Origin of the sequence: Cupriavidus sp. a3 (genome assembly GCF_051015765.1) — a bacterium.
Taxonomy (GTDB): domain Bacteria; phylum Pseudomonadota; class Gammaproteobacteria; order Burkholderiales; family Burkholderiaceae; genus Cupriavidus; species Cupriavidus oxalaticus_A.
The window spans coordinates 2,562,784-2,587,515 of sequence record NZ_CP170643.1; the positions used below are offsets into that span (position 1 = coordinate 2,562,784).

The window sequence follows — 24,732 nt, forward strand, 5'->3', positions numbered from 1 at the left end:
TCCCCACCAAGTTCTGATGGTGACTACTCTGGATACATTCACCTTACGCGTCTACACGGCCTTCATCGGACGGTTACTTTCCGCGCAAGTCGCTGCAGGAATAATTGTGGGAGAGATGCGGATCGGTGCATGGATCCCACTGCTGCGCATCGATACCATTGAGAATGCCCACGAGATCAGCACGTCTGGCTCGAAACAGCCCATCCATGCCAAAACCGAATTCTGGCGTGCAGATTTCATTTGCGTATGTCGGGCTGACGGTGGTCACCTTGTCGGCATAGCGCACACCGGCCTTCAGGAATGAGAGCTGGTCGTAGTATTCGATGCCCTCGGGGGTCAATACGTCTTGAGGCAAACTTAGCTGCGCGGCCAGGGTGAATGGAAAATTGCCTTGGAACGCGGCGTTATGGACGGTAAATACCGTGCGCGGTCGCAGTTGGCCACTCAACGCTAATAGTAATGGCACTAGCCCGGCATGCCAGTCATGCGCATGAACGACGTCCGCGCGCCACTCATGTACGGCTTGTCCCAGCGCAACCCGCGCGGCCGCGTGACAGAACGCCCCAAAGCGCTGCGCGTTGTCCTCCCATTCACAGCCACGCGGGTCCTGATAAGGCGTCCCAGGCCGATCATATAGTGCCGGGCAGTCGACCAGCCATACCGGCAAGCCAGAATCCGGCATCGTACCCGCGATCAGGCGGGCGGAGACCCCAGGAAGTAATTCCTCCAAATCGGCCACCTGCCGCGGTGCGTCGAGACGAGCCAAGGCTTCCGGATAACCGGGCATTATTAGGCGCACGTCGATTCCAAGCCGGGCTAGGGCGGTAGGGAGCGCGCCGCAGACGTCGGCTAAGCCGCCTGTTTTTGCCAGAGGAACGATCTCCGAAGCTACAAATAACACGTGCGGAGTGCCTTGTTCGCTACAAAATGGAGCGAAGTTTGGCGCGGCGTCAACCATCTCGTCCATACTGGCTCCCTACGTCATTTGTTCCTATTTTTTGCGTTGTGAGCACTTAGGAATTGATCCCGGTCAAGCCAACTGTGAAATCTTTCGACCAGAGGCCGTCATAATCACTTTGATTGCGTAGAGGTGTGAGCTTGCCCCCGAAAAACGAATCCCTTGCTGAGCGTTTAAACTCAAGCAAGGAGAGTCAAGAAGATGTGAAAGTGAAAAGAAGTTCGTCACGGATGAGCGAGGCTGCGGGATGGCGGAGAACTTTATCAAGGAATAATGCGCGACGACGTCGCTCTTAGCCCCGCTGCTCTCAGGCAGCGACGACGATGGCATCGTCCAGATGAAGGTCTTGACTCAGGCGCGGACCAAGAATCCGGCCTTGCCAAAGAGCTGGACAGCTCGTGCGATTCGAGACAAGGACTCAGATCGCATCCTGTTGACCGTCATTGACGGACCGGCAACGCTTCAAGCCCACCGATATCCTTCCGTCCTACCGCCGCCGTTGGGAAATCAAAACGAGCTCTGCGCCTGATACAGGGTGAACTGATCTGGGCAGCCGGCATGGCCCCAGGCAAGCTGCCGGCAGCGCATGCGCGCCAAATTTCAGTTGGCGATCGTACAAAAACGACGGGGGCGATTTGCCCCCGTGTGGTCAAAGCCCTGCCTAAGCTCTACACCGTCCGGTACCTCAGAAAGGACTTAACTGAACGGCATTACTTTTCAAGCGGGCACTTCGCCCTTTAGGGTGACCCGGTTCAAAAGGCGCTCGTGGTTGCCGTAGTCGTGGACCGCATAGTGCATGGTGCACCGGTTATCCCACATCAGCGCATCGCCGACGCGCCACATGTGGCGGTAGATGTTGTCCGGCTGCGTGCTGTGCTCATATAGGAAGTTCAGCAAGGGCCGGGCTTCGGCCTCCGTCATGCCCTCAATGCCCAGCACATTGTCCGGATGCCCGATGTAGAGCGCCTTGCGGCCGGTCTCCGGATGCGTGCGCACCATCGGATGCACGGCGGAGGGCACATCCGACTCGCACACGCCTTGGGAGCGGGCCAGCCGCACGGCGCGGAAATGGACGCGCAAGCCTTGCAGCATGCGTTGCATGACGGGAGTCAGCCTATCGTAGGCGAGATATTGGTTGCACCACATCGTGTCGCCACCCACCGGCACCACCTGCGCGCTGAGCATGGTGATCTTGGGCGGCACGGGCGTGTGCGGCGCATCGTAGTGCCAGGCCTCGGTCGAAATCAGCTCCTTCGGCGCCGTTCGGATCTGGACCACTTCGGGATACTCATCGAGCCGGTGCAGCCCCAGCGAGCCCACATCAAGGGCATCTCTCTCGAACTGGGCTATCTCGGTGACGGTGGCTGGCGCGCCTCCATCGTCCTGCACGACGAGTTGCAAGCTGATACGCATGGCCGCCCTCCTTCCTTGGAAGCTGCGGCGACCAGTCTACCCCTCGAGCTCTCGCAACCGATCATTGACGATCCGACGATCAAAGCGACGATCCAGCCAAATCAGCCACCTATCGACCTCCTCGCGCAGGTCTTCCAGCACGATTGGCCCTTCGCGCAGCGACTCGATCCAATCGACGAACTCATATTCACTGTGTTCGTCCCTGGCCTCCAGATACCTCTCGATTCCGCCAATGTCCTCGGGCGGGCACGGCCCGCAACCCGCCACGCAACGGGGCAACTGGCCAGGCTGTTGCCGCAGCATACGCCGCTCCATGCGGATCTCGTGGCGCCACCACGCGTTGAAGTCATACACATAGACGAAGCCTTCGTGTTCTCGGAGATGAAACGCGGTCAACGGAAGTTCGCTGGCGACTGTGCAGAACTGCAAGACGCCCTCCTGAGCTTCGCCGTAACGCCTGCAACGAATGCTGAACGTGTGCGGATGCTCGTCGGCCCAGCCCATGACGACCTTGATAACATGGTGCAATTGTCCGAGCGTCAAGTGCTCGGGAACGAGGACGCGCCGGCAAACCGACGGGCTCAGGCCGCGCAGAGCAATTCGAAGTTGAAGGACGGAGATCGCCGGCCCAGGATCGGAAGCCATGCGCGCATTGTAGGTGCCTCATTGGCCTCTCAGTAGCTGTCCGGTCGTCAGCCCCCGCTTTGGCGCGGTCTCCGGCAAGGGCTTTCACATGAAGCTACAATGCCGCAGCCACGTCGCGGTGGTGCGCGGTCAGCATGCAACTTACTCCAAATGGGACCGAAGCTGGCCGGCTACAAGGGGCCTGGAAGCATCGCGGATTCGTCCGGCGTTGGGCCGACAAGCTATTTCTTTCTTGGATCCTCCGCGGGATTCAAGTAGCTGATGCCCCAGGGACCGGTGCCATGAATCTGAATGATGGTTTCTTTGCTGGTGGTGTAGGCGAACATAGGCATTCCCGCGGGCATCATCGTGACGCCGCCAGCCGGATAAGCCCTGGCCTTGGCGCGATCGAACGTCTCGCCGATACCCAAATGGAGCGTCCCGGACAACACTGTGACTCGCTCAAACACGGGATGAGTGTGGGCTGGGATCTTGAAGTTGGGAGGAAGCTTGATTCGCATGGTGAACGGCGCGGCTTGCTTGAGATCACCTTCCAATACCGCCAGCTTGGCGCCAGGTCCGATAGATGGGGCCTCGGCCCACTTGACTTCGGACGGGACGATCGAAATGTGGCCTTCCATAGCGGGTTCCGCTGCCAGAGCGGGGGCCATAATGAGCGCACCCAGCGCGCATGCCGTCGAGGCTCCAATCATTCTTAAGTTGCGCATTCTCTACTCCTCTGCGCTCGCATTTCCCCGGTCAACCCGGCCACCGGTGCCGGCAGTCACCGGCCGGCCTGAGATCGCGCTAACCGGTCCGCGTAAGCGGTGAGATGCGCCGCCTGCCTGGAACCCGGCCTGAGCGCGGGCTGAGGCAAAGGACGGGTGTAACCCCACGGCAGCAATTTCAGCCTAGCGTGCCGGATACCGGGAAGCAAGCAGCGCGGGTCCTGATTCGATGAAGATTCGGTCGCCCTTCCATTAGCAAGCCAAACGGGCAATCTTCATAGGACAGTGAATGCCGGCCGTAGTCGTGAAGGGGGCGATCTCGAGCGCCTACCAAGTGACGGGAAGGGTACGAATCCGGCACGCTGTGGTGGAACCTGAACGCGTTCCGCATCGAGAGCGAGGAGGAGTTCGTCCGCTTCATGCTCGACGATGTACCGCCGCCGCCCGAAGCAGCCCGCATACGAGCAGTCAATTCCGGCCGCCGCGCACTTGGAGCGTAGCTGATGGGAGAGGCAGTAGTTGCGTCCGCTCGGCCTTCAATTCGACTAGGGCTCAAGGAAAACTGGCGGCAGTTTTCACTGCTTGTACTGATCAATGCCTTTGTGGGTGGTATGGTCGGCATTGAGCGGACGGTCGTGCCTCTGATTGGCGCAAAAGAATTCCACATCGAGTCCACGACGCTCATTACCTCCTTCATCATCAGCTTCGGGGTGATCAAGGCCCTCGCCAACCTTGTTTCGGGACAGCTCGCGGACACGTGGGGCCGCAAGCGTGTCTTAGTCGTCGGATGGCTGCTTGCGCTGCCAGTGCCTTTCATGATCATTGGCGCACCGCACTGGGAATGGGTGATCGCTGCCAATGTCCTGCTTGGCGCCAGCCAGAGCTTTGCATGGTCCATGACCGTGATCATGAAGGTAGACCTGATCGGCCCGAAAGGGCGAGGTCTGGCGGTGGGTCTTAACGAGTTTGCTGGCTATTTCGCGGTGGGCCTAACCGCGTTTCTCACTGGCTATCTGGCGAGCCGGTACGGTCTTCGGCCGATTCCAATCTACCTCGGCATCTTTTATGTGGCAGCCGGGCTAATTCTGTCGATCCTCGTAGTGCGTGCTCGTGGACTCAAGCTGGGCGACTATCTCTTTCCGAGTCGTTTACACGCCTCACCGCACCTGTCAACGCGACAGTACGCGAGGATCGTTCATCGCTGGGTCGCCTCCATTGGCCTTGACGATTCAGCTTACGGAACGCATTCCATCCGATGCACCAAAGCAGCGTTGATCTACCGACGTACGAAGAATCTGCGAGCCGTTCAACTGCTTCTTGGCCATACCAAGCTGGAAAGCACAGTGCGCTACCTTGGCATCGAGGTGGACGACGCGCTCGAGATGGCTGAGCAGACCGAAGTGTAGTTAGGGGACTTGGCCGGCCATTGGAATGGGGCCAGCGACCGACTGAAATAGGTCCGCAAGCCGCCTCGGATCGAGATTTCTGGGTTAAGGCCTTACATAGGCGAGGAGCTCAGACGATCCAACCAGCTACGCAGCTCGGCAGGGCGAAAGTCCAGGAGCTTGCCACATGGCGGCACACCAAGAATGTCGGCGGCGTCCTGCAACACGATGCCGCCTGATCGGATGTGCCAGGCACCTTCCTTCACAATCTCCGCCTTGATTGCCACTTCGGATAGATCCATGAAATCAAGCTGCGCATAAGTGCTGCTCGTATTGCCGATAGACATCATGGGCCTTGGTGCTGAGTATCGTTATTCGGCCCGGATGCTGCCTTGCTTGATGACCTTGGCCCATTTCGCGGTCTCGCCCTCGACGAACTTGCGGAAGTCCTCGGGCCGCGAGCCGGCCGGTTCGGCGCCGATGGCGGCGAGCCGCTTAGAAACCTCTGGAGAGTTGAGCACTTCGCGCGTCAGCGCGCTGAGCCGGTCGACAATCGCCTGTGGCGTACCGGCCGGGGCAAAGAGCCCGTTCCATTCGTAGACCTGATAGCCCGGCAAGCCGGATTCGGCAATCGTGGGCGTGTCCGGCAACGCGGCAGACCGCTTCGTTCCCGTCGTGGCCAGCACCTTGAGCTTCTTGCCCGCGACTAACGGGTATGACGCCGCCATATTGCTGAACATCATGTCGACCTGGCCACCCATCAGGTCGCTTAGCGCAGGCGCGCCGCCCTTATAGGGAACGTGCAGCAGATTCAGTCCCGACTGCTGCCGGAACAACTCCGCTGCCAGGTGCTGTGCCGTGCCCGGTCCCGCTGAAGCATAGGTCAGCTTGCCCGGCTTCGCCTTAGCGGCATTAACAATGTCCTTCGGTGACTTGAATGGAGAATTGGGCGGCACCACTAGCAGGTTCGGCACCAGCACCACCAGCGAGATGGGGGCGAAGTCCTTAACGGTGTCGTATGGCAAGCGCGCCTGCAAGCTTGGATTGACCGAATGCGCGGTGGCATCGAGCAGCAGCGTGTAACCATCGGGCGCGGCCTTTGCCACCGCGCCCGCGCCAATCACGCCGCTTGCACCGGGACGGTTGTCGACCACGATGGTCTGGCCCAGCTTGGCGCCAAGCGGCGCGGCAAGAGTGCGCGCAACCGTGTCGGCGGCACCGCCCGCGGGATAGGGCACAACCAGCCGGATGGGCCGGTCCGGATAGGCTGCGGGTGCGGCGTGGGAGGCGTTCGGCGAAATGCCGAGGCCAAGCAATGCGAGCGAAAGCAGCCGGGCAGTGATGGGCTTGAACATGTCTCTACTCCAGATTCTTATGTGATGAAAAATCAAACGGTAGCGATGGGAGTTGCCGGGGATCCGACCGCGCCGGGCAAGCGCAGCGGCGGTGCGGTCAACAGGAAGCGGCTGCGCCGATGTGCCCGCAGCCACCGCGCCAACGGCGTCAGGTGCCACAGTTCGCCCAGATGAATGCCATTCTTGAACAGGCAATGCTCGTGCAGCGGCAGCCGGGGCCCACGGATCGGCGATGGCGTCAGCGGCTTGGGCACGACAAGCTCTACGGCCGGGTTGTCTGCCAGCAGGCAGGCGAGCCGCACGTCGGTGATCCAGTTGAGCAGCTTCTTGTCGTGGCCGTCCAGCCCGGTCCCGGTTTCATGCAGCACGCGCAGGTCGGGCATCTTGTTCATCGACAGCAGCGTGTCCGCGAAGCCGGTATGCAGGCACACCATGTCGCCTGGTTCGACCGCTATCTTGTCGGCCTCGAGTATGCGCATCAGTGCGTCATAACCGACGGCGTTGCGCTTGCGGCCGATGTGGTGCTCGAGGTCAATCATGACGCCTCGCCCTTGCGCCCCATGCTCGGCCAGCACCGCAATGCTCAGCGCGCGAGCTTCGGGATTCTCGTAGCGCGCCCACGGTTCAGTGGCCTGCATCTCAGTGCCCGCGATGACATCCTCGCCGCCCCGGTAGCCGTTATAGAACACCGGCTCTTCCTTGCCATCGCCATCCGCGTCGAAATGGCTGCCGACATGCGCAAGACTGTCCCATTGCGTCGAGTACTGCAGGCTCATCAACACCACGTCGTCGTTGACGACATCGGTCAGGTCGGGGTCTTCCGACTGATATGACCAGCAGAAGCCTTGCTGCCCGGCGCTCTTGCCGTCGCGCAGCACGGCAAAGCGACGCGGTGGCTGACGGCGAACGTTCATCGTTTGCCCGCCCGGATAGTCGAGCGGCAGCGACAGGCAGAACGTGACGCCCTCGCGAACTTCCGCCACACCCTGCAGCACCTTAGCGCGGTCGACCAGGTTCATCCGGCCGCGTTGATCATCCGGGCCGAATTCGCCCCAATGACTGCCTTCGGGCTGCCGCTTCCAGCGAAGTTGAGTTGACGCCATGCCCCGCTCCTTAGTGTTGCCCGCCGAGCACCGCCAGCGCGTTCGTCGCGGCCGCTACGCCCATGTTGACGTAGGCGTCGCTGGTCACGCCGCCGATATGGGGGCTCAGCACGAACTTCTGATGACGGAAGAACGGATGGTCCGGAGCAGGAGGCTCCTGTGCCAGCGAATCCAGGCCGGCTGCTGCAACCTTGCCGCTCTCCACCGCCGCAAGCAGTGCCGCCTCGTCGATCAGGCCGCCACGCGCGGTATTAACCACGATGACACCGTCCTTGCAAGCCGACAATGCGTCTGCACCCAGCAAGCCCTTGTTGTCGGCGGTAAGCGGGCAATGGAACGACACGACATCGGACTCGCGCCAGATCGTATCCAGGCTGACCGCACGGATATCGTCGGGTACCTCTGTAGCGAAGGGGTCATAACCCAGCACGTTCATGTCCATGGCGGTTGCCATGCGGGCAAAGCGGCGGCCGATCGCACCCAGGCCGATGAGGCCAAGCGTACGCCCCTTCAATTCGAGGCTCTGGTGCGTCGCCTTGTCCCAATGCCCCGTGCGCGTGCGCTGGTCCAGGTGCACCACGGATTTCGCACAGGCAAGCAACAGCGCCATGGCTTGCTCCGCCACGGCCGCAGCATTGGCGCCGGCGGCCGCCACCACCTTCACGCCACGCGCCTGCGCGGCTTGCTGGTCGATGTTGTCGATGCCGCTGCCGTGCTTGGACAAGACGCGGATGGACGGCGCCGCGTCGAGCGCCATCGCACCCACCTTGCTGGTGCGCACGATGATCGCCACAGGCGCATGGCGGCGACACAGTTCGGCCGTTTCCTCTTCGCTGGCGGCCTTGCCGGCATAGATCAGTTCGTAATCGGATAGCAAGGCGACGGCTTGCGGGGCGAGATTTGCCGCAGTCACCACAATGACAGGCTTGCTGGCGGCGCTCACAGTGCCTCTCCCGCCTTCAGCACGCCCGCTGCGCGCAGCGCGTCATCCAGCCAGGCCGGACGCAAAGCCTTGCCCGATTTGATTCCGTCGATGCGCTTGCGCTCGCCGGCTACTTTCTCGGCCGCGGCGGCGATCAGCGAAGCCGCCTTATCGCGTTCGATGACCACGACCCCGTCGGCGTCCCCGATCACCAGGTCGCCCGGGCATACGCTGACGCCACCGCATTGGATCGGGTGGTTGACCCGGCCCGGCACGAACTTGGTCGGGCCATTGGGGTTGGTGCCAACGGAATACATCGGGAAGCCCGCATCCCGGATTTCATCGGCATCCCGCGACGCGGCATCGAGCACGACGGCGGTCACGCCCAGCGCGATGCACTGCTGGACCATGATGATGCCCATCAGCGCGCTGTTCTGGTCGGCTTTGCCATCGACCACGATGACGTCGCCCGGGCGGGCCAGCGCCATGGCCGCATGGATCATCAAGTTGTCACCCGGTCGCACTTCCACCGTCAGCGCGGTGCCACAGAAGCGGCTGGTGGGGCTGAGCGGCGCAATGCGGCCGTGCATGCCGCCGCGGCGTCCGGCCACGTCAGCAAAAATGGATGAAGCGAACTCCGAAGCCTGCCGGACGATCTCGGCCGGTACTCGTTCAAAATCACGGATGACATCAGGGAGGGTCGGTTGCGCGGACATGGTTGCTCCTGAAAAAGTGCGAATGCATCCCACCGCCCGCCTGGTTACCCACGGCGGGAGGTTCTGCAGTGATGCGAAATAGTTGGGAAGTGCTTGGTGACGGAAGCGCGTCGGCGCTCAGTCGATGGTGGCGCCGGAGTCCTTGACCACCACGCGCCAGCGGGCCAGGTCTTTCTGCATCAACGATGCGAATTCCGTGCTGCTGCCGCCGAGGACACGACCGCCTTCGGCTTCGATCTTGTTTTTGACGTCAGGCGTCTTCAGGGCCCGGTTCAGTTCGGCATTGAGCTTTTCCAGGATCGGCGCAGGCGTGCCGGCGGGCGCGAGCAGGCCGAACCAGGTATCGGCTTCAAACTGCTTCACACCGGCCTCCGTGACGGTAGGCGTCGACGGAAGCTGGGCGGAGCGGTGGGTCGAGGTCACCGCCAGGCCGCGCAGCTTGCCGTTCTTGATCTGCCCCATGACGGTCGGCACGGAACCGATATAGATGGCAACCTGCCCGCTCAGCACGTCAGTCAGCGCCTGCGACGCGCCCTTGTAAGGGATATGCTGCAGCTTTACGCCGGCCTGCTTTTGCAACAGTTCCATGGCGAGATGAGCCACGGTGCCGTTGCCTGGCGTGCCAAAGGTGACGGTGCCCGGTTTTGCCCTCGCTGCTGCCAGCACTTCGCCGAGGTTGCGGTATGGGGAGTTGGCCGCCACCACGAGCGCCAGTGGCGCGGAGGCGATCAGCCCGATCGGAGCCAGGTCCTTGCCCGGGTCGTACGGGAGCTTCTTGTACAGCGAGGGATTGATGGCCAGGTTGCTGGTCTGGCCGAACACCAGCGTATAACCGTCTGGCGCCGCCTTCGCAGCGGCTTCAATGCCCAGATTGCCCCCGGCGCCGGGCTTGTTTTCGATGACTACCGTCCACTTAAGGTCGCGGCTCATCTGATTGCCGATGGCGCGCGAGAAAGCATCCGGCGCTCCGCCCGGCGGGAACGGCACAATCAGGCGAATAGGCTTGGTGGGATAGGTCTCGGCCACTGCGAACAGCGGCAGTAGGCCGAAAATGGCGCAGGCGGCCAGAAGGCGGGTGGTCCGTTTCAAGGTTGTCTCCGTGGTTAGCCTTGTTCTATGCGCTAACTATAGGGAGTCGTTGCGAGGTGTACAATCACGTTGTCTACTACGGAACGCATGCCATGGACCGGAACACTTCGCCCGCTTTGGAAGATGCCAAAGAAAGTGTCGATAAAGACACCATCATCGCAGTAACGCGGGCATTACAGATCCTGGAAGCGTTTTCGGCCGACGACACTGCGCTCACGCTCGCTGAACTCAGCCGTCGCGTCGGCATGGGCAAATCAACCGTCTTGCGCACCGCGAGGACGCTCGCTCAGTCCGAATATCTGGTGCAAAGGGACGATGGCCAATGGCGACTCGGCGCTGCGGCGGGATGGCTCGGCGCACGCTATCAGGCCGCCTTTCGCGTTAGCGAAACGGTCGAACCCGTGTTGCGACGCATCTCGTACGAGACTCGGGAGAGTGCCGCGTTTTACGTCAGGGAGGGCGACACGCGGGCCTGCCTGGTGCGTGTGGAAGGGCCCGGCGCGGTGCGACACCACGTGCGCGTAGGTGAAAGGCTGCCGTTGATTGGCGCCCCCGGCCGTGTTTTGCGGGCCTTTGCCGGTGAAATGGGCGAGCCCTACGAAACGATCCGCAAAGACGGCTATTTCATCTCTATGGGGGAACGCGAGCCAGAAGTTTCCAGCATTGCAGTTCCCGTGTTTGGCATTAACTGGACGCTAGCAGGCGCGCTTTGCATCTCTGGCCCGATCAGCCGCCTGACCCGCGACAAGCTGAGCGAATACGCCGAACTGATGCTGGCTGCGGGCCGCGAAATGTCGTATCTGATCTCCGGCTCCCGCGGGCAGACCGCGAAGCCATCCACTTGGCATCCTTGAGACAATTGTTCGGGAGAACTTCACTGATTTGCACAGTCGAGTGGGAATCGTCTTCATTGAAACCCATGTCGGCCATCGCAAAGCTGCCACTGGAACTACCCGCCTCAGTGGCAGAGACGGGTCGGTAGGCGCCCTTGATTCTCTCAACAACTTGGCGCTAGCCGCCGTATCCCCAACTTGGAACGGTTGAAGTAGACATTAAGGCCGCGCCCCGGGCCCTCACCTCTACTCGGAGACCGCGCCAAAACGGGGGCTGACTAAGCGGCAAGGCGGTGGCCTTCTTCTAGGGCAATGGACGGATACCATCGTTCAACGTAAGACCGGAGCTGGTTGTTGAGCACGGCCGTCCGGATTTGCAGCAGGTTGTCCGCGTGCCGAGGCCGCCAGGCCATCTGCTGCCGTTTGACGAACCGCTTGCTGACCACCTGGTTGACGGCAGACTCGACAAAACCTGAGGCAATGGGCTCCCCATGCCGATAGCGGTCACCGTAGTTCACGATGAAGTGCCGATTGTTGTCGAGGTAGACAATGAACTCCTCAAGCTTGCCGAGGAGTTTGGCCTCTTCGGGGCTGGCTTCAGCGTCCAGATCCCAGCCTAGGCTTTCCAGTCGGCGCAACGCCGGATAGGGGCAGCCGTGCCACAGGTGCCACTTGGCGCCATGCAGATCCTTGATAAATGCCGCGTTGGTCGGGCCGTCGCAGTGTGCCGGCCGGCCCTTGATCATCTGTTCGAGGTTCTGTACCCGCATGGCGATGTGGAACCAATCGAGAACGTACTCACCGCGGTCACCAAAGCCGAGCTGGGAAAACCGTACGGTATCCCCGCCGTCCGACAGGAAGGTGACCGGCTGATCGGGTTGCACACCTTCTCGTAGCAGGAAGTTCCACATACGATAGGCCGGTCGGCGCTCCAGCTTGTGCACGTAGGCAAAACTATGCCCGCCATCCTGATCCCGCAGGGACTTCCCGACAATCACTTCAAACCAGCCGTCCTGGCGGCGCCGGTGGCCGGCCCGCCGAAGGTAACCGCCGTCAATGCCGACCGCGCGGACCGGACTGGGCTCGGGGATCTCGGGCAAGCGGACACTCGCCGCCACCTCCGCCTGCTGCCGGGCGTCGGTGGCCTGCTCCGCTTCCAGCCGGCGACCGAGCTTGGTGACCTGGCGCCGGATCGAGCTGGCTGCCAGTACATGATCGAGCGGCAATACTTCCTGCAGGACGTTGACGGTCAGACCATACGACATCAACGCGGCAAACTTCACCTCGAGATACTGCAGTTCTGGACTGACCCGCTCAGGCAAGCAGTTCGCGACCGGACTGAAGCTAGGGGCGTCGCCCTGGCACTGCCGGCAGGGGTACAGCCTCGGACTGTCAATCGACAGCCGTCCGAACGCGCTACGGAAAACCAAGTGATGGTGGCCCTTGCAAGCCAGCTGCGCCCCGCACGTCGGACAAACGCTGGTCCGGGCAACTGCTTCGGCAACCTGTGCCGTGACCATCGTGCGCTGCAGCCGGCCCAGCAATGATTTCGCCTCCTGCAGATGCAGCCCCAGCGAGCCCACATCAAGGCCATCTCTCTCGAACTGGGCTATCTCGGTGACGGTTGCTGGCACCCCTCCCTCGCCCTGCACTATGAGTTGCAAGCTGATACGCATTGCCGCCCTCCCCCCTTGGGGGCTGCGGCGACCAGTCTACCCCTCGAGCTCTCGCAGCCGATCATTGACGAGCCGACGATCAAAGCGACGATCCAGCCAAATCAGCCACCCATCGACCTCGTCGCGCAGGTCTTCCAGCACGATTGGCCCTTCGCGCAGCGACTCGATCCAATCGACGAACTCATATTCACTGTGTTCGTCCCTGGCCTCCAGATACCTCTCGATTCCGCCAATGTCCTCGGGCGGGCATGGCCCGCAACCCGCCACGCAACGGGGCAACTGGCCAGGCTGTTGCCGCAGCATACGCCGCTCCAGGCGCATCTCGTGGCGCCACCACGCGTTGAAGTCATACACATAGACGAAGCCTTCGTGTTCGCGGAGATGAAACGCGGTCAGCGGCAGTTCGCTGGCGACTGTGCAGAACTGCAAGACGCCCTCCTGAGCTTCGCCGTAACGCCTGCCACGAATGCTGAACGTGTGCAGGTGTTCGTCGGCCCAGCCCATGACGACCTGGATGACATTGTGCAATCGCCCGAGTGTCAAGTGCTCGGGAACGAGGACGCGCCGCCAAACCGGCGGGCTCAGACCGCGCAGCGCAATTCGAAGTTGAAGGACGGAGATCGCCGGTCCAGGATCGGAAGCCATGCGCGCATTCTAGGTGCCTCATTGGCCTCTCAGTAGAAGCCTTATCGTTTGCCCCCGATTTGGCGCGGTCTCCCTGTTCTGAAGTTCCAGGCGTGGCGCGCTACCTTCACAGCTTGATGAGGATAACAATCGACATCAGCCGCCCATGACCACCTGGATGACATTGTGCAATCGCCCGAGTGTCAAGTGCTCGGGAACGAGGACGCGCCGCCAAACCGGCGGACTCAGGCCGCGCAGAGCAATTCGAAGTTGAAGGACGGAGATCGCCGGTCCAGGATCGGGAGCCATGCGCGCATTGTAGGTGCCTCATTGGCCTCTTAGTAGCGGTCCGGCCGTCAGCCCCCGTTTTGGCGCGCTCTCCTGCTCCAGAGACCAAGCCATCGCCAATGCGCTGAATACCAGGCCGCGGAAAACGCTAGGTTGGAAGACACCCGCAGAAGCTCTGGACGAATACTTAAAATCTGTTCAACAATCTAGTGTTGCGAGGACCGCTTGATAAGCCGCACCGGCCAGCCGTTCCTGCGTGGCAAGCTGCCGATGCTGGCCGGCATGGCGCTGACTTTTGCCGCCGTCGCCACGCTGGCGTCGGCCGTTGGCGCCTGGGCTGTGCAGGCCAACGCCTATGGGCGCCTGGCCGCCCTGGCGCTGCTGCTCGCCGGGGGCGTGCTGAAGATCGCCTATGACCTCGCGATGCTGCGCGCATTCCATCGAGTCGAGCCACGCCACTGAGCCGCCGGAGCCAAATCCTGACCGGCCTTCAGGCCGCCCTTGTTTCGCGAGCGACCTCGATGACGAGGTCGCGCAACCACTGGTGCGCACGTCGACCGGCGCGGCCAGGATCGTCAGCCGTACTTCGCGCGCCAGGTGGCGCCGGATCAGGCCGGCCAGTGTCGCGCAAGAGGTGGGCAAATCGTATGATATCCCGGACCTTCACGTAGAAGGAAACTCCACATACGATCGGCCGGATTTGCAGCAAAACCCGGATCTTCGAGAAGGACTTGAAACGATCGCACCCGATAAGGTTCGATCCGTGCAGTGAGCCGGCCGTCCCTGGACCAAAGAACCGCGCGACCGGATGGCATCGCTGCCTGCCTCGCCGCTCTGCCGGCGGCAGCATTGCGCGGCCGCCGGCCGCCGGCCGGCGTGCCCGATGGCCCATCGTTCAGGCATGCAGCGGGTTCGCCTTCTCCGGATCGATCCCGTACTTGTGAATCGCTTCCGAGACGCGAGTGCCGGGGATGGTCCCCTGATCCGCCAGCGCCTTCAATGCCGCGATCGCGATCCAGTGGCGATCCACCTCGAAGAAGTGGCGCAGCGCCGCGCGGGTATCGGAGCGGCCGAAGCCGTCAGTACCCAGCACGACGAATTTCTGCGGCACATAAGCGCTGATCTGGTCCGCGAGCGCACGGATATAGTCGGTCGCGACAATGACCGGCCCCGGCGCATCCTGCAGCAGCCGGGTCACGTGCGGAACGCGCGGCGGCGCCTCGGGATGCAGCAGGTTGTGCCGTTCGGCCGCACGGCCGTCGCGTGCCAGTTCCGTCAGGCCCGGCACGCCCCACACATCCGCAGCGACGCCCCAGTCCTGCAGCAGCAATGCAGCTGCGGCGATGACCTCATTGAAGATGGTACCAGCGCCCATCAGTTGCACGCGCGGACAGGATTCGGCAGATTCTGCCTTGCTGAAGGCGTACATGCCCTTGAGGATATCCTGCGCGACGGTCGGGCCGGCCGGCATGGCCGGCTGCGCATAGGTCTCGTTCATGACGGTGATGTAGTAGTAGACGTCTTCCTGCTCCTGCACCATGCGGCGCAGGCCGTCCTGCACGATCACAGCCAACTCGTACGCAAACGACGGGTCATAGCTGATGCAGTTCGGCACCGACGATGCCCACAGCAGCGAATGGCCATCCTCGTGCTGCAGGCCTTCGCCGTTGATCGTGGTCCGTCCGGAGATTCCGCCCAGCAGGAAGCCGCGCGCCCGCATATCGGCCGCCGCCCAGGCGAGATCGCCCACGCGCTGGAAGCCGAACATGGAGTAAAAGATATAGAACGGCACCATGGGCTCGCCATGCGTGGAGTACGATGTCGCGGCAGCGATCCAGTCGGCCATGCCTCCCGCTTCATTGATACCCTCCTGCAGGAATTGGCCGGTCGTCGACTCCTTGTAGGATGTCAGCGTCTCGGCATCCTGCGGGGTGTAGCGCTGGCCGTCCTGGTTCCAGATGCCGATCTGCCGGAACAGTCCTTCCATGCCAAACGTGCGGGACTCGTCCGGTACGATCGGCACGATGCGCCGGCCCAGTTCCTTGTCCCGCAGCAGCGTGCCCAGGATACGGACGAAGGCCATCGTGGTCGACATGCCCCGCCCTTCAGGCGTGGCCCTGAGCAGCGCGTCGAATGCCGACAAGGCGGGCGCCGGCAGCGATGCGGCTTTCTGGCGCCGCGCGGGCAGGTAGCCGCCCAGCGCCTCGCGGCGTCCGCGCATGTAGGTGAGCTCTTTCGATCCCTCGGGCAAGCTGATATACGGGACGTCTTCGATTTCCGTATCCGCAACGGGCAATGCATACTTGTCGCGCAAGGCCAGCAGGGCCTCACGCTGCACCTTCTTCTGCTGGTGGTTGACGTTGGAGGCCTGGCCCTGGTCTCCCATGCCATAGCCCTTGATGGTCTTGGCCAGGATCACAGTCGGCACGTCGCTGCCGCGCGCGGCCTCAGCGAATGCGGTAAAGACCTTCACCGGATCGTGGCCGCCGCGGTCCAGGCTCCAGAGGTCGTCGTCGGTGTAGTCGGCCACCAGCGCCTTCAACTCAGGCGTATTGAAGAAATGCTCGCGCAGGTATGCCCCGGATTTCGAACGGTAGGTCTGGTATTCGCCGTCGACGACCTCCATCATGCGCCGTGCCAGCGCCCCACTCTTGTCGCGTGCGAACAGGTCGTCCCAGCGGCCACCCCATAGCACCTTGATCACCCGCCAGCCAGCGCCCAGGAAGATGCTTTCCAGTTCCTGCACGATCTTTCCGTTGCCGCGCACCGGTCCGTCCAGGCGCTGAAGATTGGCGTTGACGACGAACACAAGGTTGCCCAGGCGCTCCCTGGCCGCCATGCCGATCGCGCCGAGGGACTCGGGCTCGTCCATTTCGCCGTCGCCAAGGAATACCCAAACCTTCCGGTCATCGGTCTTCGCGATGCCGCGCGCCTGCAGGTACTTCATGAAACGGGTCTGGTAGATCGCCATCAACGGGCCGAGCCCCATTGAAACGGTGGGAAACTGCCAGAAATCGGGCATCAGCCACGGGTGGGGGTAGGAGGACAGTCCTTCCCCGCCGACTTCGCGTCGGTAGTTGTCGAGTTGCTTGGCATCCAGCCGACCCAGCAGGAACGCGCGCGCGTAGATGCCGGGCGCCACGTGGCCTTGCACGAAGACAAGGTCGCCGCCGTGATCCGCTGTGGGCGCGCGCCAGAAATGGTTGAAGCCCACGTCATAGAGCGTGGCCGCGGAGGCAAACGAGGCGATATGCCCGCCGACATTCGAAGTCTTGCCGGCCCGCACCACCATCGCCATGGCATTCCACCGGGTATAGGCGCGAATGCGACGCTCGATCTCGCGGTCGCCTGGCATGCGTGGTTGCTGGTCGGCGGTAATGGTGTTGACGTAAGGCGTGCCGCCAGAGTGCGGCTGCAATTGCCCACGCAGCCGCGCATGGGCAATCTGCCGCTCGATGAGATAGTGCGCACGTGCCGGGCCGACGTTGCCGAGGACGCCCTCCAGGGCTTCCAGCCATTCGGCTGTCTCCTGCGGGTCGTCGTCCCGTGGATCAATTGTCAATGCGATTTCGTCATGTTGCGTGGCGGTCACGACAAGTCTCCGTTAAGGAATCCGGTGAAAACCAGTATAGATGATAACTACGACTTATTAAGTCGTAGTTATCGGTTTAGAGCAATCCATGGGCTGTTCATGTCTGGCACTTGACGGGAGACAGAGCTGCAAGAGCTTCTCCCGATGCTTGTTTCGGCGCCGTCCATGTGCCCGCTTGCACTTCGATGGACGATCGACTATCGTTACTACGACTATAATGATCGTAGTTAAAGCAACCGGAGTTCACTATGAAACCGATCCACTGGATCAGCGCACTTTGCGCCACCGCGATCCTGTCCACCGGCGTGACCGCATGGGCATCCGCTTCCGACTTGGCCTGGGCGGCCGGCCGCCCCATGACTGCCGGCCACGACCTGAAAGGCGTATCGGCGCAACCGAGTCACCCCCGCAGCCTCCGCGATACGCTGATCGCCGGCCAGGACCTGAGCGGCGTTTCCGCTACGCCCAGCCGCGCCGGCGAGAGCGGCGCGGGGGATGAAGCCAGCAAGGCTTCGGGGCCGCCCAACAAATCGCTGCCTCGGCTCGCCTGAGGCTGTGCCTCCCGTGACGAAAACGCGTTCCGGACTGGAAACCGCAGACCGGCATCCAGGCTCTACCCGCTTCACGCGCTTTGCCAAGGAAACAGACATGAAAGCCCAACACCTTCTTTTGCCCTTTCTCGCCGCCACCGTGATGGCATTTCCCGTCGCCGCAGCCGCACATGGAACCGATGACACGGTCAAGGAGAACTTCTCCCGGGCCATCCCCAACATCCCCGGTAAGACCCTTATCGCGCTGGAAGTGGATTACGCGCCCGGCGCCTCGTCCTTGCCTCACTACCACGCCAAGTCGGCATTCATCTATGCCTATGTCGTCTCGGGCAGTATCGCCAGCAAGGTCGATGACGGACCGGAACGGGTCTACAAGGCGGGCGAGAGCTTCCATGAAGAGCCGGGCTCGCACCATCCCGTCAGCCGCAACGCGAGCAAGTCAAAGCCCGCCAAGCTGCTGGCCGTGTTTATCGTGGACAGCGGCGAAAAGGACCTGACCACTTATGAAAGGAGCGCGAAATGAGACTGGACTACACGAAGGCCGCCCCGGGGTGGCGTGAAGGCATTCGGCAGTGTCTACGGCTACATCATGCAGTGCCATGGGCTGGACGGACGATCACCTGCACCATCATTCGTGGCCGGCGATATGGCGAAAGCCGCGAAGGCGCTCTGCAATTTTCCACGGCGGCAACCGCGCTAAAGCTGAGCGCATTCGCTCTGCGCGAGCACGAGGCAACCGGCACTTCATCGTGAACTATGGTGACCGCTATCGGCATGGCGAGCCCATTGCCTCAGGTTTTGTCGAGTCAGCTGTCAACCAGGTGGTCAGCAAGCGGTTTGTCAAACGGCAGCAGATGGCCTGGCGGCCTCGGCACGTGCACAACCTGCTTCAAATCCGGACGGCCGTGCTCAATAGCCAGCTCGCTCCGGTCTTACGTTGAGCGCTGGTATCCCTCCATCTCCGGAGAAAAAGACCACCGCCTTGCCGCTTAGTCGGCACCCGGTTTCGCGCGGTCTCCAACCCTTCGCAGCCGTTTAAAGCCACCTTCCTGCAACGACCGCTTCCGAAGAACAACGGCCGAGCGAGGAGCAACTGACAGAAACAGGTAGCAGCGCACTGACTCGAGGTGAGTCTCCATGCAGGGGGACACCGCCGACGCCGAATGCCTGCCGTGTCATGCCTGATCCGGCAAACCGCATGCCGCCGTCATCTTGTCCGAAAACCACGCTTTCAGCGATTTCACCCCTTCCTGAAGCGCGGCCGCATGGGGATGTACCAGGTAGTAGCCACTTGATAGCGGAAGCGCCTTGCCGAACGGCTCGACCAGCGTTCCGGTATGAGAAAGCAGATTTCTCGCTGAAAGATAGCTGGAGCAGGGATGCAAACGGAAACAGGGCAGGAGCTCACGCTCAAGGCGCTGGCGACCTTCGTGGCCGTGGCGCGCACGGGCAGCGTTTCGGGCGCCGCGGCGCAGCTCGGGCTGGCGCAGTCGGCCATCAGCCGGCAGGTCGCCGAGCTTGAGCGGATGTTCGGTGGCGCGCTGTTCTACCGCACCGGGCGCGGCGTACGGCCGACCACGCTGGCTGCGCAGGTGCTCGCCGATGCCGAACCGCTACTGGCCGGCGCCCGGCAACTGGTGGAGTCGGCGCGGGGCGAGGCAGGCAACGTCAGCGGGATGGTCACACTCGGGCTGGTGCCGGCGGTGGCGCCGCTGCTCTCGAGCCGGCTCTACGCCGCCGTGCAGGAACGCCTGCCGGCCGTCCGGCTGCGCATTGTCGAGGGCTATAGCGGGGAGATAGAGACCCGGCTGACGCAGGGCAGCATCGACCTTGCAGTGCTCAACCGCTACCGCGCCGAAGGCAGGAACAGCTACCGGCGCCTGCTCGACACGCCGCTGATGCTGGTGGGCCGGCGTGCGGCCTTTCAGGCCCACTGGCGCACGGTGGGCGGCAGGCCGGCGTCGATCACGTCGCGCCAGCTCGCCGGCGTGCCGCTGGTGCTGCCGGTGCCCCCCAACGCCATCCGCAACCTGCTCGACGAGCTGGCCATCGCCCATCGCATCCCGCTCAATGTCTGCATGGAGGCCAGCTCATCGGTGGTCATCAAGCGCATCATGTTCGACCATGCCGCGTTCTCCGTGCTGCCCTACCACGCGGTCTCGGCCGAGCTGGAGAGTGGCGACTTCGACGGCGTGCCGCTGGCGGACCGCGCCTTGCGGCAATCCGTCGTGCTCGCCACCAGCAGCCAGCGTCCGTTCACGGCGGCCGCCAGGCAGGTAGCGCAGATGATCCCCGGCATTGCCGAGGCTTTAACCCGCGAAGGGAAGTGGCGACAATGACGACGAACGTGAGCCACGGAGAAGGGCTGAACAGCCATTAGGTTGGTGAAAGAACTACCCGAGGTCGGGCTTCGGCAATGGCTTCTACGACAACTTGGGAAGGAGTTCTGCAATGTCCGTTAGATTTCCAGCCGGCATTGCCGAGTTCGGCTTGCTCTACGTCTACCCATTCAAGGCGTTGACGCGATCATCGGCGGTGTCGCGGCTGCGGGTCGAGGGCGATGGCAATGTCTCTCTGTATAGAGGAGACCGCGCCAAATCAGGGGCAGACTAAGCGGCAAGGCGGTGGCGTTCTCCTCCGGCGACGGAGGGATACCATCGCTCAATGTTCGATCGGAACTGGTCATTGAGCGCGGCCGTCCGGATTTGTAGCAAGTTGTGCGCGTGCCGAGGCCGCCAGGCCATCTGCTGCCGTTTGACGAATCGCTTGCTGACCACCTGGTTGACGGCCGACTCGACAAAACCTGATGCAATGGGCTCCCCGTGCCGATAGCGGTCACCGTAGTTCACAATGCAGTGCCGGTTGTTGTCCAGGTAGATGATGAGCTCTTCGAGCTTGCCGAGGAGCTTGGCCTCTTCCGGGCTGGCCTCAGCGTCCAGATCCCAGCCGAGACTTTCCAGTCGGCGCAACGCCGGATAGGGGCAGCCGTGCCACAGGTGGCACGTTGCGCCATGCAGCGCCTTGATCAATACCGCGTTGCTGGGGCCATCGCAGTGTGCCGGCCGGCCCTTGATCATCTGTTCGAGGTTCTGTATCCGCATGGCGATGTGGAACCAATCGAGGACGTACTCACCGCGGTCACCAAAGCCGAGCTGCGCAAACCGTACGGTATCCCCTCCATCCGACAGGAAGGTGACCGGTTGATCGGGTTGCACACCCTCTCGTAGCAGAAAACTTGACATCCGATCGGCCGGGCGGTGCTCCAGCTTGTGCACGTAGGCAAAGGTGTGGCCGGCCTCCTGATCCCGCATTGATTTCCCGACGATCACTTCAAACCAGCCGTCCTGGCGGCGTCCATGGCCTGCCAGCCGCAGGTAGCCGCCGTCAATGCCAACTGCGCGCACCGGGCTGGGCTCCGGGATATCTTGCAAACGGCTGCCCGCAGCTATCTCCTCCTGCTGCCTGCCATCGGTCGCCTGGTCCGCTTCCAGCCTGCGACCGAGCGCGGTCACCTGACGTCGGATCGAGCTGGCCGCCAGGACGTGATCGAGCGGCAAGATCTCGTGCAGCACGTTGACGGTCAAGCCATAGGACATCAGCGCGGCAAACTTGACCTCGAGATACTGGAGTTCGGGGCTGACCCGCTCGGGTAGACAGCGGGCGACCGGACTGAAGGTCGGGGCGTTGGCCATACATTGCCGGCAGGGATACAGTCTGGGACTGTCAATCGAAAGTCGTCCGAACGGCGTGCGGAAAATCAGCCGATGGTGCCCCTTGCAGGCCAATGGCGTACCGCACGTAGGACAAATGCTGGTCCGGGCAACCGCCTCGGCAACCTGTGCCGCAACCATCGTGCGCTGCAGCCGACCCAGCAATGATTTCGCCTCCTCCAGATGCAGGCCCAGTGAGCCCACATCAAGGCCGTCTCTTTCGAACTGGGCAATCTCGGTGACGGTGGCGGGCATCTCCCCTTCGTCCTGCACAACGACTTGCAACGTGATACGCATGGCCGCCCTCCTCCCGTGAACATCTTGCGGCGACCAGTCTACGCCAGCAGTTGTCGCAACCGATCATTGACGACTTTCCGGTCGAAGCGGCGGTCCAGCCAGGTCACCCACTGGTCGACCTCATCACGAAGCTCATCCAGATCGATCGAACGCTCGCGTAAGGATTCGATCCACTCCATGAACTCCCATTCGTTCCACCCTTCTCCAAGCTCCAGATATCGTTCGACCCCGCCGATATCCTCCGGCGGACAGCCCCCGCTTCCTGCCACGCAACGTGGCAACAGCACGCTATCCTGCCTCAGCACGCGCCGCTCGACGCGGATATCGTGCCGCCACCAGGCATTGAAGTCGTACACGTAGAGGAAGGCCTCGTGCTCGCGCAGTGCGAATGCGCTCAGCGTCAGCGCGGTTGCCGCCGTGGAAAATTGCAGAGCACCTTCGCGGCTTTCGCCATATCGCCGGCCACGAATGACGAACTGGTGCAGGTGATCGTCCGTCCAGCCCATGGCTGCCTGGATGACTCCGTGGAGCCGAGCCAGCGTGACGTGCTCGGGAATTAGCAAACGCCGCCAGACCGGCGGGCTCAAGCCACGCAGAGAAATTCGGAGTTGCAGGACGGCGGTAGCCGGCCGAGGATCGGACGCCATGGGCCCATTCTAGGTGGCTCATTGGCCTCTCAGAAACGGCAAGGTCGTTTGCCCCCGCTTTGGCGCGGTCTCCTTATCCTGTGCCACGTGATGCTGGTGCTGCCGTTTGTGCTGAAGAGTGTCTATGTTTCCATGGAAAACCTGGACGCAAGGCTGGAACAGGCGGCAGCAAGCCTCGGTGCGTCGCCGCTGAAGGTGCTTTTCACGATTCCGCTGCTCGCGCCGGGCCTGTTTGGCGGCTGGTTGTTTGCGGCGATCATGTCGTTCAGTGAATTCACCGCATCGCACGCAGACACTGCCGGTTTCCATGTACAACTATGTCCGGGAGTTTGCCGATCCGACGCTGGCTGCACTGTCGGTCGTCTATATTGCCGTGACAGCTAGCGTGCTTGCCTTCGCGAACTATTTTCTGGGCCTGGGGAGAATCCTCAATATCGAGGAAGGGCATTGACCGGCATGCACTGCTGAAAACCGAGAAGCGGTAGGACGAAGTCGCGCAAATCCTTGCAAGGCGAGTGGCCTATCGCTCCTGGACCAGATCGAGGGCGGGCTGGGGAAACGTCAGCCGGCATTCCCGTCCTTGAGGCGCTTGCGGTGTGCCGCAACCTTGGCGCGATTGCCGCAAATCGCCATGCTGCACCACCTGCGGGCGTGGCCTCGCGTGTGATCGGCAAACAACAAGGTGCACCGCTGGCCTTCACAAGCCTTCACATGGGTGAAGTCCTCCTCGCACACGAGTCTGGCGAGTGCCTCCGCGATTGGCATCAGCAGTGACTCCGGCGATTGCCAGCGCCGCTTGGCACGGAAAACCAACCCCGAGTCCGCGTTGCCAACGATCTCGCAGTACTGCGCGTCACGCTCGAGCCATCGGTTCAAAGGCTCGAGTTCGGCCAAATCTCTGGCGCGCAGCGGGTGACCCTTTCTCTCCAGCACAAATCCCCTGAACCACTCACGCATGCCACGTGCTTTGGCGGCGATGTCATCCAGAACCTCGGGCGTGTGCTGCGCCCGCAGCACCACGAGAGCCTCTGCCGGCACCAGTCCAGCCTGTTCCAGCCAGGCCATCAACCCCTCGCCATTGCTGATCCAGTCGACCTGCTCATCCACTGGCGTCGCGACCGAGTTCAGGAAATCGAGTCCCGGCACATCGGCGACGAACATCGCCGGAATCTGGCGGTAGTCCATATGGAAAGACTGCTGCTGTTCACGATGCTTACATCGTAACCGCCAAATGCTACCTTGACAAGTTACGTCCTCGGTTTGTAACCTGTAAAAATGCATCGGATAGGTTACCGAACAGCTGTGCTGGGTCAACCTGTCCGGTTCGAGAGGAACCGCACACTCAGGAAAGGAAAGGCCATGCCCACAGTCGCTTATCGCCATGCGGACGTCGACGGATTCAACGTGTTCTATCGGGAGGCCGGCCGAGCGGGCACGCCCAAGCTGCTGCTTCTGCATGGATTTCCGAGTTCGAGCCACATGTTCCGGGACCTGATCCCCCGGCTGGCCGACCGCTTCCATATCGTCGCGCCGGATCTGCCGGGATTTGGTCTCTCAGACATGCCGAGCCGCGATACCTTCGCCTACACGTTTGACAACCTCGCGAACGTGATCGACCGCTTTACGGAAGTGATCGGGTTCGACCGCTTCGCGGTGTATGTCTTCGACTACGGTGCGCCAACGGGATTTCGGCTTGCGGTCAGGCATCCGGAGCGGATCACCGCGATCATTTCGCAGAACGGAAACGCCTATGAAGAGGGATTGAGTGCTGGCTGGAACCCGATCCGGGCCTATTGGCACGATCCCACGCTCGAGAACCGGGAGGCGCTTCGCACGCTGCTGGCGAAGCAGACCACCATATGGCAGTACACCCACGGCGTCAGCGATGCGGCGTCGGTATCCCCGGACGGATACTCGCTCGACGACTACTATCTGAGCCGCCCCGGCGCGGACGAAATCCAGCTTGACCTGTTCGGCGACTACCAGAGCAACGTCGCGCTGTATCCCGCATTCCAGCAGTATTTCCGCAACCACAAGCCTTCCTTTCTTGCTGTCTGGGGCAAGAACGATCCGTTCTTCCTGCCCGCAGGGGCCGAGGCATTCAAGCGCGACATCCCCACGGCGGAGGTCCGCTTCTTTGATACCGGCCACTTCGCGCTGGAGACGCATGCCGCGGATATCGCAGCGGCAATTTCCGATTTCCTGATCCGATGAACGCGGA

At 62.2% G+C, this 24,732-nt stretch carries 23 protein-coding genes and 4 pseudogenes; 10 read left to right on the forward strand and 17 right to left on the reverse strand.

The window, feature by feature from the left end; all coding sequences use genetic code 11:
* Positions 1-73: 73 nt before the first annotated feature.
* The 4 genes and pseudogenes from ACAD63_RS12440 to ACAD63_RS12455 form a co-directional block, all read right to left on the reverse strand.
* Positions 74-967, reverse strand: coding sequence for a glycogen synthase (locus tag ACAD63_RS12440; RefSeq protein ID WP_434032749.1), 894 nt, complete (start codon positions 965-967; stop codon positions 74-76).
* A 708-nt stretch (positions 968-1,675) separates the two neighbouring features.
* A pseudogene (locus tag ACAD63_RS12445) lies at positions 1,676-2,263 on the reverse strand (TauD/TfdA dioxygenase family protein); the annotation flags it as partial.
* 144 nt (positions 2,264-2,407) lie between these two features.
* The gene (locus tag ACAD63_RS12450; RefSeq protein ID WP_434032750.1) at positions 2,408-3,016 is read right to left on the reverse strand and encodes a plasmid pRiA4b ORF-3 family protein; all 609 of its coding nucleotides are present in this window, start codon (positions 3,014-3,016) and stop codon (positions 2,408-2,410) included.
* A gap of 221 nt (positions 3,017-3,237) precedes the next feature.
* Positions 3,238-3,636, reverse strand: a complete 399-nt coding sequence (locus ACAD63_RS12455; protein WP_434032751.1) for a cupin domain-containing protein — start codon at positions 3,634-3,636, stop codon at positions 3,238-3,240.
* A gap of 590 nt (positions 3,637-4,226) precedes the next feature.
* On the opposite strand from ACAD63_RS12455, the pseudogene ACAD63_RS12460 reads away from it, so the two are divergent.
* Positions 4,227-4,829, forward strand: a pseudogene (locus ACAD63_RS12460) (MFS transporter); the annotation flags it as partial.
* Positions 4,824-5,129, forward strand: a pseudogene (locus ACAD63_RS12465) (tyrosine-type recombinase/integrase); the annotation flags it as partial. The pseudogenes ACAD63_RS12460 and ACAD63_RS12465, both read left to right, overlap by 6 nt.
* A gap of 92 nt (positions 5,130-5,221) precedes the next feature.
* On the opposite strand, the gene ACAD63_RS12470 reads toward ACAD63_RS12465, so the two are convergent.
* The 6 genes from ACAD63_RS12470 to ACAD63_RS12495 form a co-directional block, all read right to left on the reverse strand.
* Positions 5,222-5,458: an XRE family transcriptional regulator gene (locus ACAD63_RS12470; RefSeq protein WP_135706525.1), complete on the reverse strand. Its 237-nt coding sequence runs from the start codon at positions 5,456-5,458 to the stop codon at positions 5,222-5,224.
* A gap of 21 nt (positions 5,459-5,479) precedes the next feature.
* On the reverse strand, positions 5,480-6,463 hold the full coding sequence (locus ACAD63_RS12475; RefSeq protein WP_434033985.1) for a tripartite tricarboxylate transporter substrate binding protein: 984 nt from the start codon (positions 6,461-6,463) through the stop codon (positions 5,480-5,482).
* A gap of 32 nt (positions 6,464-6,495) precedes the next feature.
* Positions 6,496-7,566 (reverse strand): cyclase family protein, encoded by a 1,071-nt coding sequence (locus ACAD63_RS12480; RefSeq protein WP_018008385.1) that lies wholly within the window; start codon positions 7,564-7,566, stop codon positions 6,496-6,498.
* Between the two features lie 10 nt (positions 7,567-7,576).
* Positions 7,577-8,509: an NAD(P)-dependent oxidoreductase gene (locus ACAD63_RS12485; RefSeq protein WP_434032752.1), complete on the reverse strand. Its 933-nt coding sequence runs from the start codon at positions 8,507-8,509 to the stop codon at positions 7,577-7,579.
* Complete coding sequence (locus tag ACAD63_RS12490; protein WP_434032753.1) at positions 8,506-9,204, reverse strand: RraA family protein; 699 nt, start codon at positions 9,202-9,204, stop codon at positions 8,506-8,508. The genes ACAD63_RS12485 and ACAD63_RS12490 overlap by 4 nt, the downstream gene beginning before the upstream one ends.
* A gap of 117 nt (positions 9,205-9,321) precedes the next feature.
* Positions 9,322-10,239 carry a Bug family tripartite tricarboxylate transporter substrate binding protein gene (locus ACAD63_RS12495; RefSeq protein ID WP_240746111.1) on the reverse strand — a complete coding sequence of 306 codons (918 nt, stop codon included), beginning with the start codon at positions 10,237-10,239 and terminating at the stop codon, positions 9,322-9,324.
* Between the two features lie 146 nt (positions 10,240-10,385).
* On the opposite strand from ACAD63_RS12495, the gene ACAD63_RS12500 reads away from it, so the two are divergent.
* Complete coding sequence (locus tag ACAD63_RS12500) at positions 10,386-11,147, forward strand: IclR family transcriptional regulator (protein WP_135706521.1); 762 nt, start codon at positions 10,386-10,388, stop codon at positions 11,145-11,147.
* Between the two features lie 257 nt (positions 11,148-11,404).
* Here ACAD63_RS12500 and ACAD63_RS12505 read toward each other — a convergent pair whose 3' ends face one another.
* The 3 genes from ACAD63_RS12505 to ACAD63_RS12515 all read right to left on the reverse strand — a co-directional run bounded on the left by ACAD63_RS12505 (position 11,405) and on the right by ACAD63_RS12515 (position 13,735).
* Positions 11,405-12,802, reverse strand: coding sequence for an ISKra4 family transposase (locus ACAD63_RS12505; protein WP_434032754.1), 1,398 nt, complete (start codon positions 12,800-12,802; stop codon positions 11,405-11,407).
* Between the two features lie 36 nt (positions 12,803-12,838).
* Positions 12,839-13,447 (reverse strand): plasmid pRiA4b ORF-3 family protein, encoded by a 609-nt coding sequence (locus ACAD63_RS12510; protein ID WP_135706519.1) that lies wholly within the window; start codon positions 13,445-13,447, stop codon positions 12,839-12,841.
* Between the two features lie 135 nt (positions 13,448-13,582).
* Complete coding sequence (locus ACAD63_RS12515) at positions 13,583-13,735, reverse strand: IS1096 element passenger TnpR family protein (protein ID WP_434032755.1); 153 nt, start codon at positions 13,733-13,735, stop codon at positions 13,583-13,585.
* Positions 13,736-13,939: 204 nt separating this feature from the next.
* On the opposite strand from ACAD63_RS12515, the gene ACAD63_RS12520 reads away from it, so the two are divergent.
* The gene (locus tag ACAD63_RS12520; protein WP_135706516.1) at positions 13,940-14,176 is read left to right on the forward strand and encodes a hypothetical protein; all 237 of its coding nucleotides are present in this window, start codon (positions 13,940-13,942) and stop codon (positions 14,174-14,176) included.
* Between the two features lie 433 nt (positions 14,177-14,609).
* Here the strand turns inward: ACAD63_RS12520 and aceE are convergent, their stop codons facing one another.
* Positions 14,610-17,306, reverse strand: a complete 2,697-nt coding sequence (gene aceE, locus ACAD63_RS12525; RefSeq protein ID WP_434032756.1) for a pyruvate dehydrogenase (acetyl-transferring), homodimeric type — start codon at positions 17,304-17,306, stop codon at positions 14,610-14,612.
* Between the two features lie 248 nt (positions 17,307-17,554).
* Here aceE and ACAD63_RS12530 point away from each other — a divergent pair, with 248 nt between their 5' ends.
* The 4 genes and pseudogenes from ACAD63_RS12530 to ACAD63_RS12545 all read left to right on the forward strand — a co-directional run bounded on the left by ACAD63_RS12530 (position 17,555) and on the right by ACAD63_RS12545 (position 20,196).
* Positions 17,555-17,857 (forward strand): hypothetical protein, encoded by a 303-nt coding sequence (locus ACAD63_RS12530; RefSeq protein WP_135706514.1) that lies wholly within the window; start codon positions 17,555-17,557, stop codon positions 17,855-17,857.
* Positions 17,858-17,954: 97 nt separating this feature from the next.
* A complete protein-coding gene (locus ACAD63_RS12535) occupies positions 17,955-18,380 on the forward strand; it encodes a cupin domain-containing protein (protein WP_135706513.1) in 426 nt (141 codons plus the stop codon).
* 211 nt (positions 18,381-18,591) lie between these two features.
* Positions 18,592-18,850: pseudogene (locus ACAD63_RS12540) on the forward strand (ISKra4-like element ISBte1 family transposase); the annotation flags it as partial.
* A gap of 386 nt (positions 18,851-19,236) precedes the next feature.
* Positions 19,237-20,196 (forward strand): LysR family transcriptional regulator, encoded by a 960-nt coding sequence (locus ACAD63_RS12545; protein ID WP_434032757.1) that lies wholly within the window; start codon positions 19,237-19,239, stop codon positions 20,194-20,196.
* 270 nt (positions 20,197-20,466) lie between these two features.
* Here ACAD63_RS12545 and ACAD63_RS12550 read toward each other — a convergent pair whose 3' ends face one another.
* Together ACAD63_RS12550 and ACAD63_RS12555 are read right to left on the reverse strand one after the other, a co-directional pair.
* Positions 20,467-21,864, reverse strand: a complete 1,398-nt coding sequence (locus ACAD63_RS12550; protein ID WP_434032758.1) for an ISKra4 family transposase — start codon at positions 21,862-21,864, stop codon at positions 20,467-20,469.
* Positions 21,865-21,902: 38 nt separating this feature from the next.
* Positions 21,903-22,511: a plasmid pRiA4b ORF-3 family protein gene (locus tag ACAD63_RS12555; RefSeq protein ID WP_434032759.1), complete on the reverse strand. Its 609-nt coding sequence runs from the start codon at positions 22,509-22,511 to the stop codon at positions 21,903-21,905.
* Positions 22,512-22,601: 90 nt separating this feature from the next.
* On the opposite strand from ACAD63_RS12555, the gene ACAD63_RS12560 reads away from it, so the two are divergent.
* Complete coding sequence (locus ACAD63_RS12560; RefSeq protein ID WP_434032760.1) at positions 22,602-22,895, forward strand: ABC transporter permease; 294 nt, start codon at positions 22,602-22,604, stop codon at positions 22,893-22,895.
* Positions 22,896-23,072: 177 nt separating this feature from the next.
* Here ACAD63_RS12560 and ACAD63_RS12565 read toward each other — a convergent pair whose 3' ends face one another.
* Positions 23,073-23,696 carry a CGNR zinc finger domain-containing protein gene (locus ACAD63_RS12565; protein ID WP_135706510.1) on the reverse strand — a complete coding sequence of 208 codons (624 nt, stop codon included), beginning with the start codon at positions 23,694-23,696 and terminating at the stop codon, positions 23,073-23,075.
* Positions 23,697-23,870: 174 nt separating this feature from the next.
* Between ACAD63_RS12565 and ACAD63_RS12570 the strand changes: the two genes are divergently transcribed.
* On the forward strand, positions 23,871-24,725 hold the full coding sequence (locus tag ACAD63_RS12570) for an alpha/beta fold hydrolase (protein ID WP_135706509.1): 855 nt from the start codon (positions 23,871-23,873) through the stop codon (positions 24,723-24,725).
* The last annotated feature ends 7 nt before the right edge of the window (positions 24,726-24,732 follow it).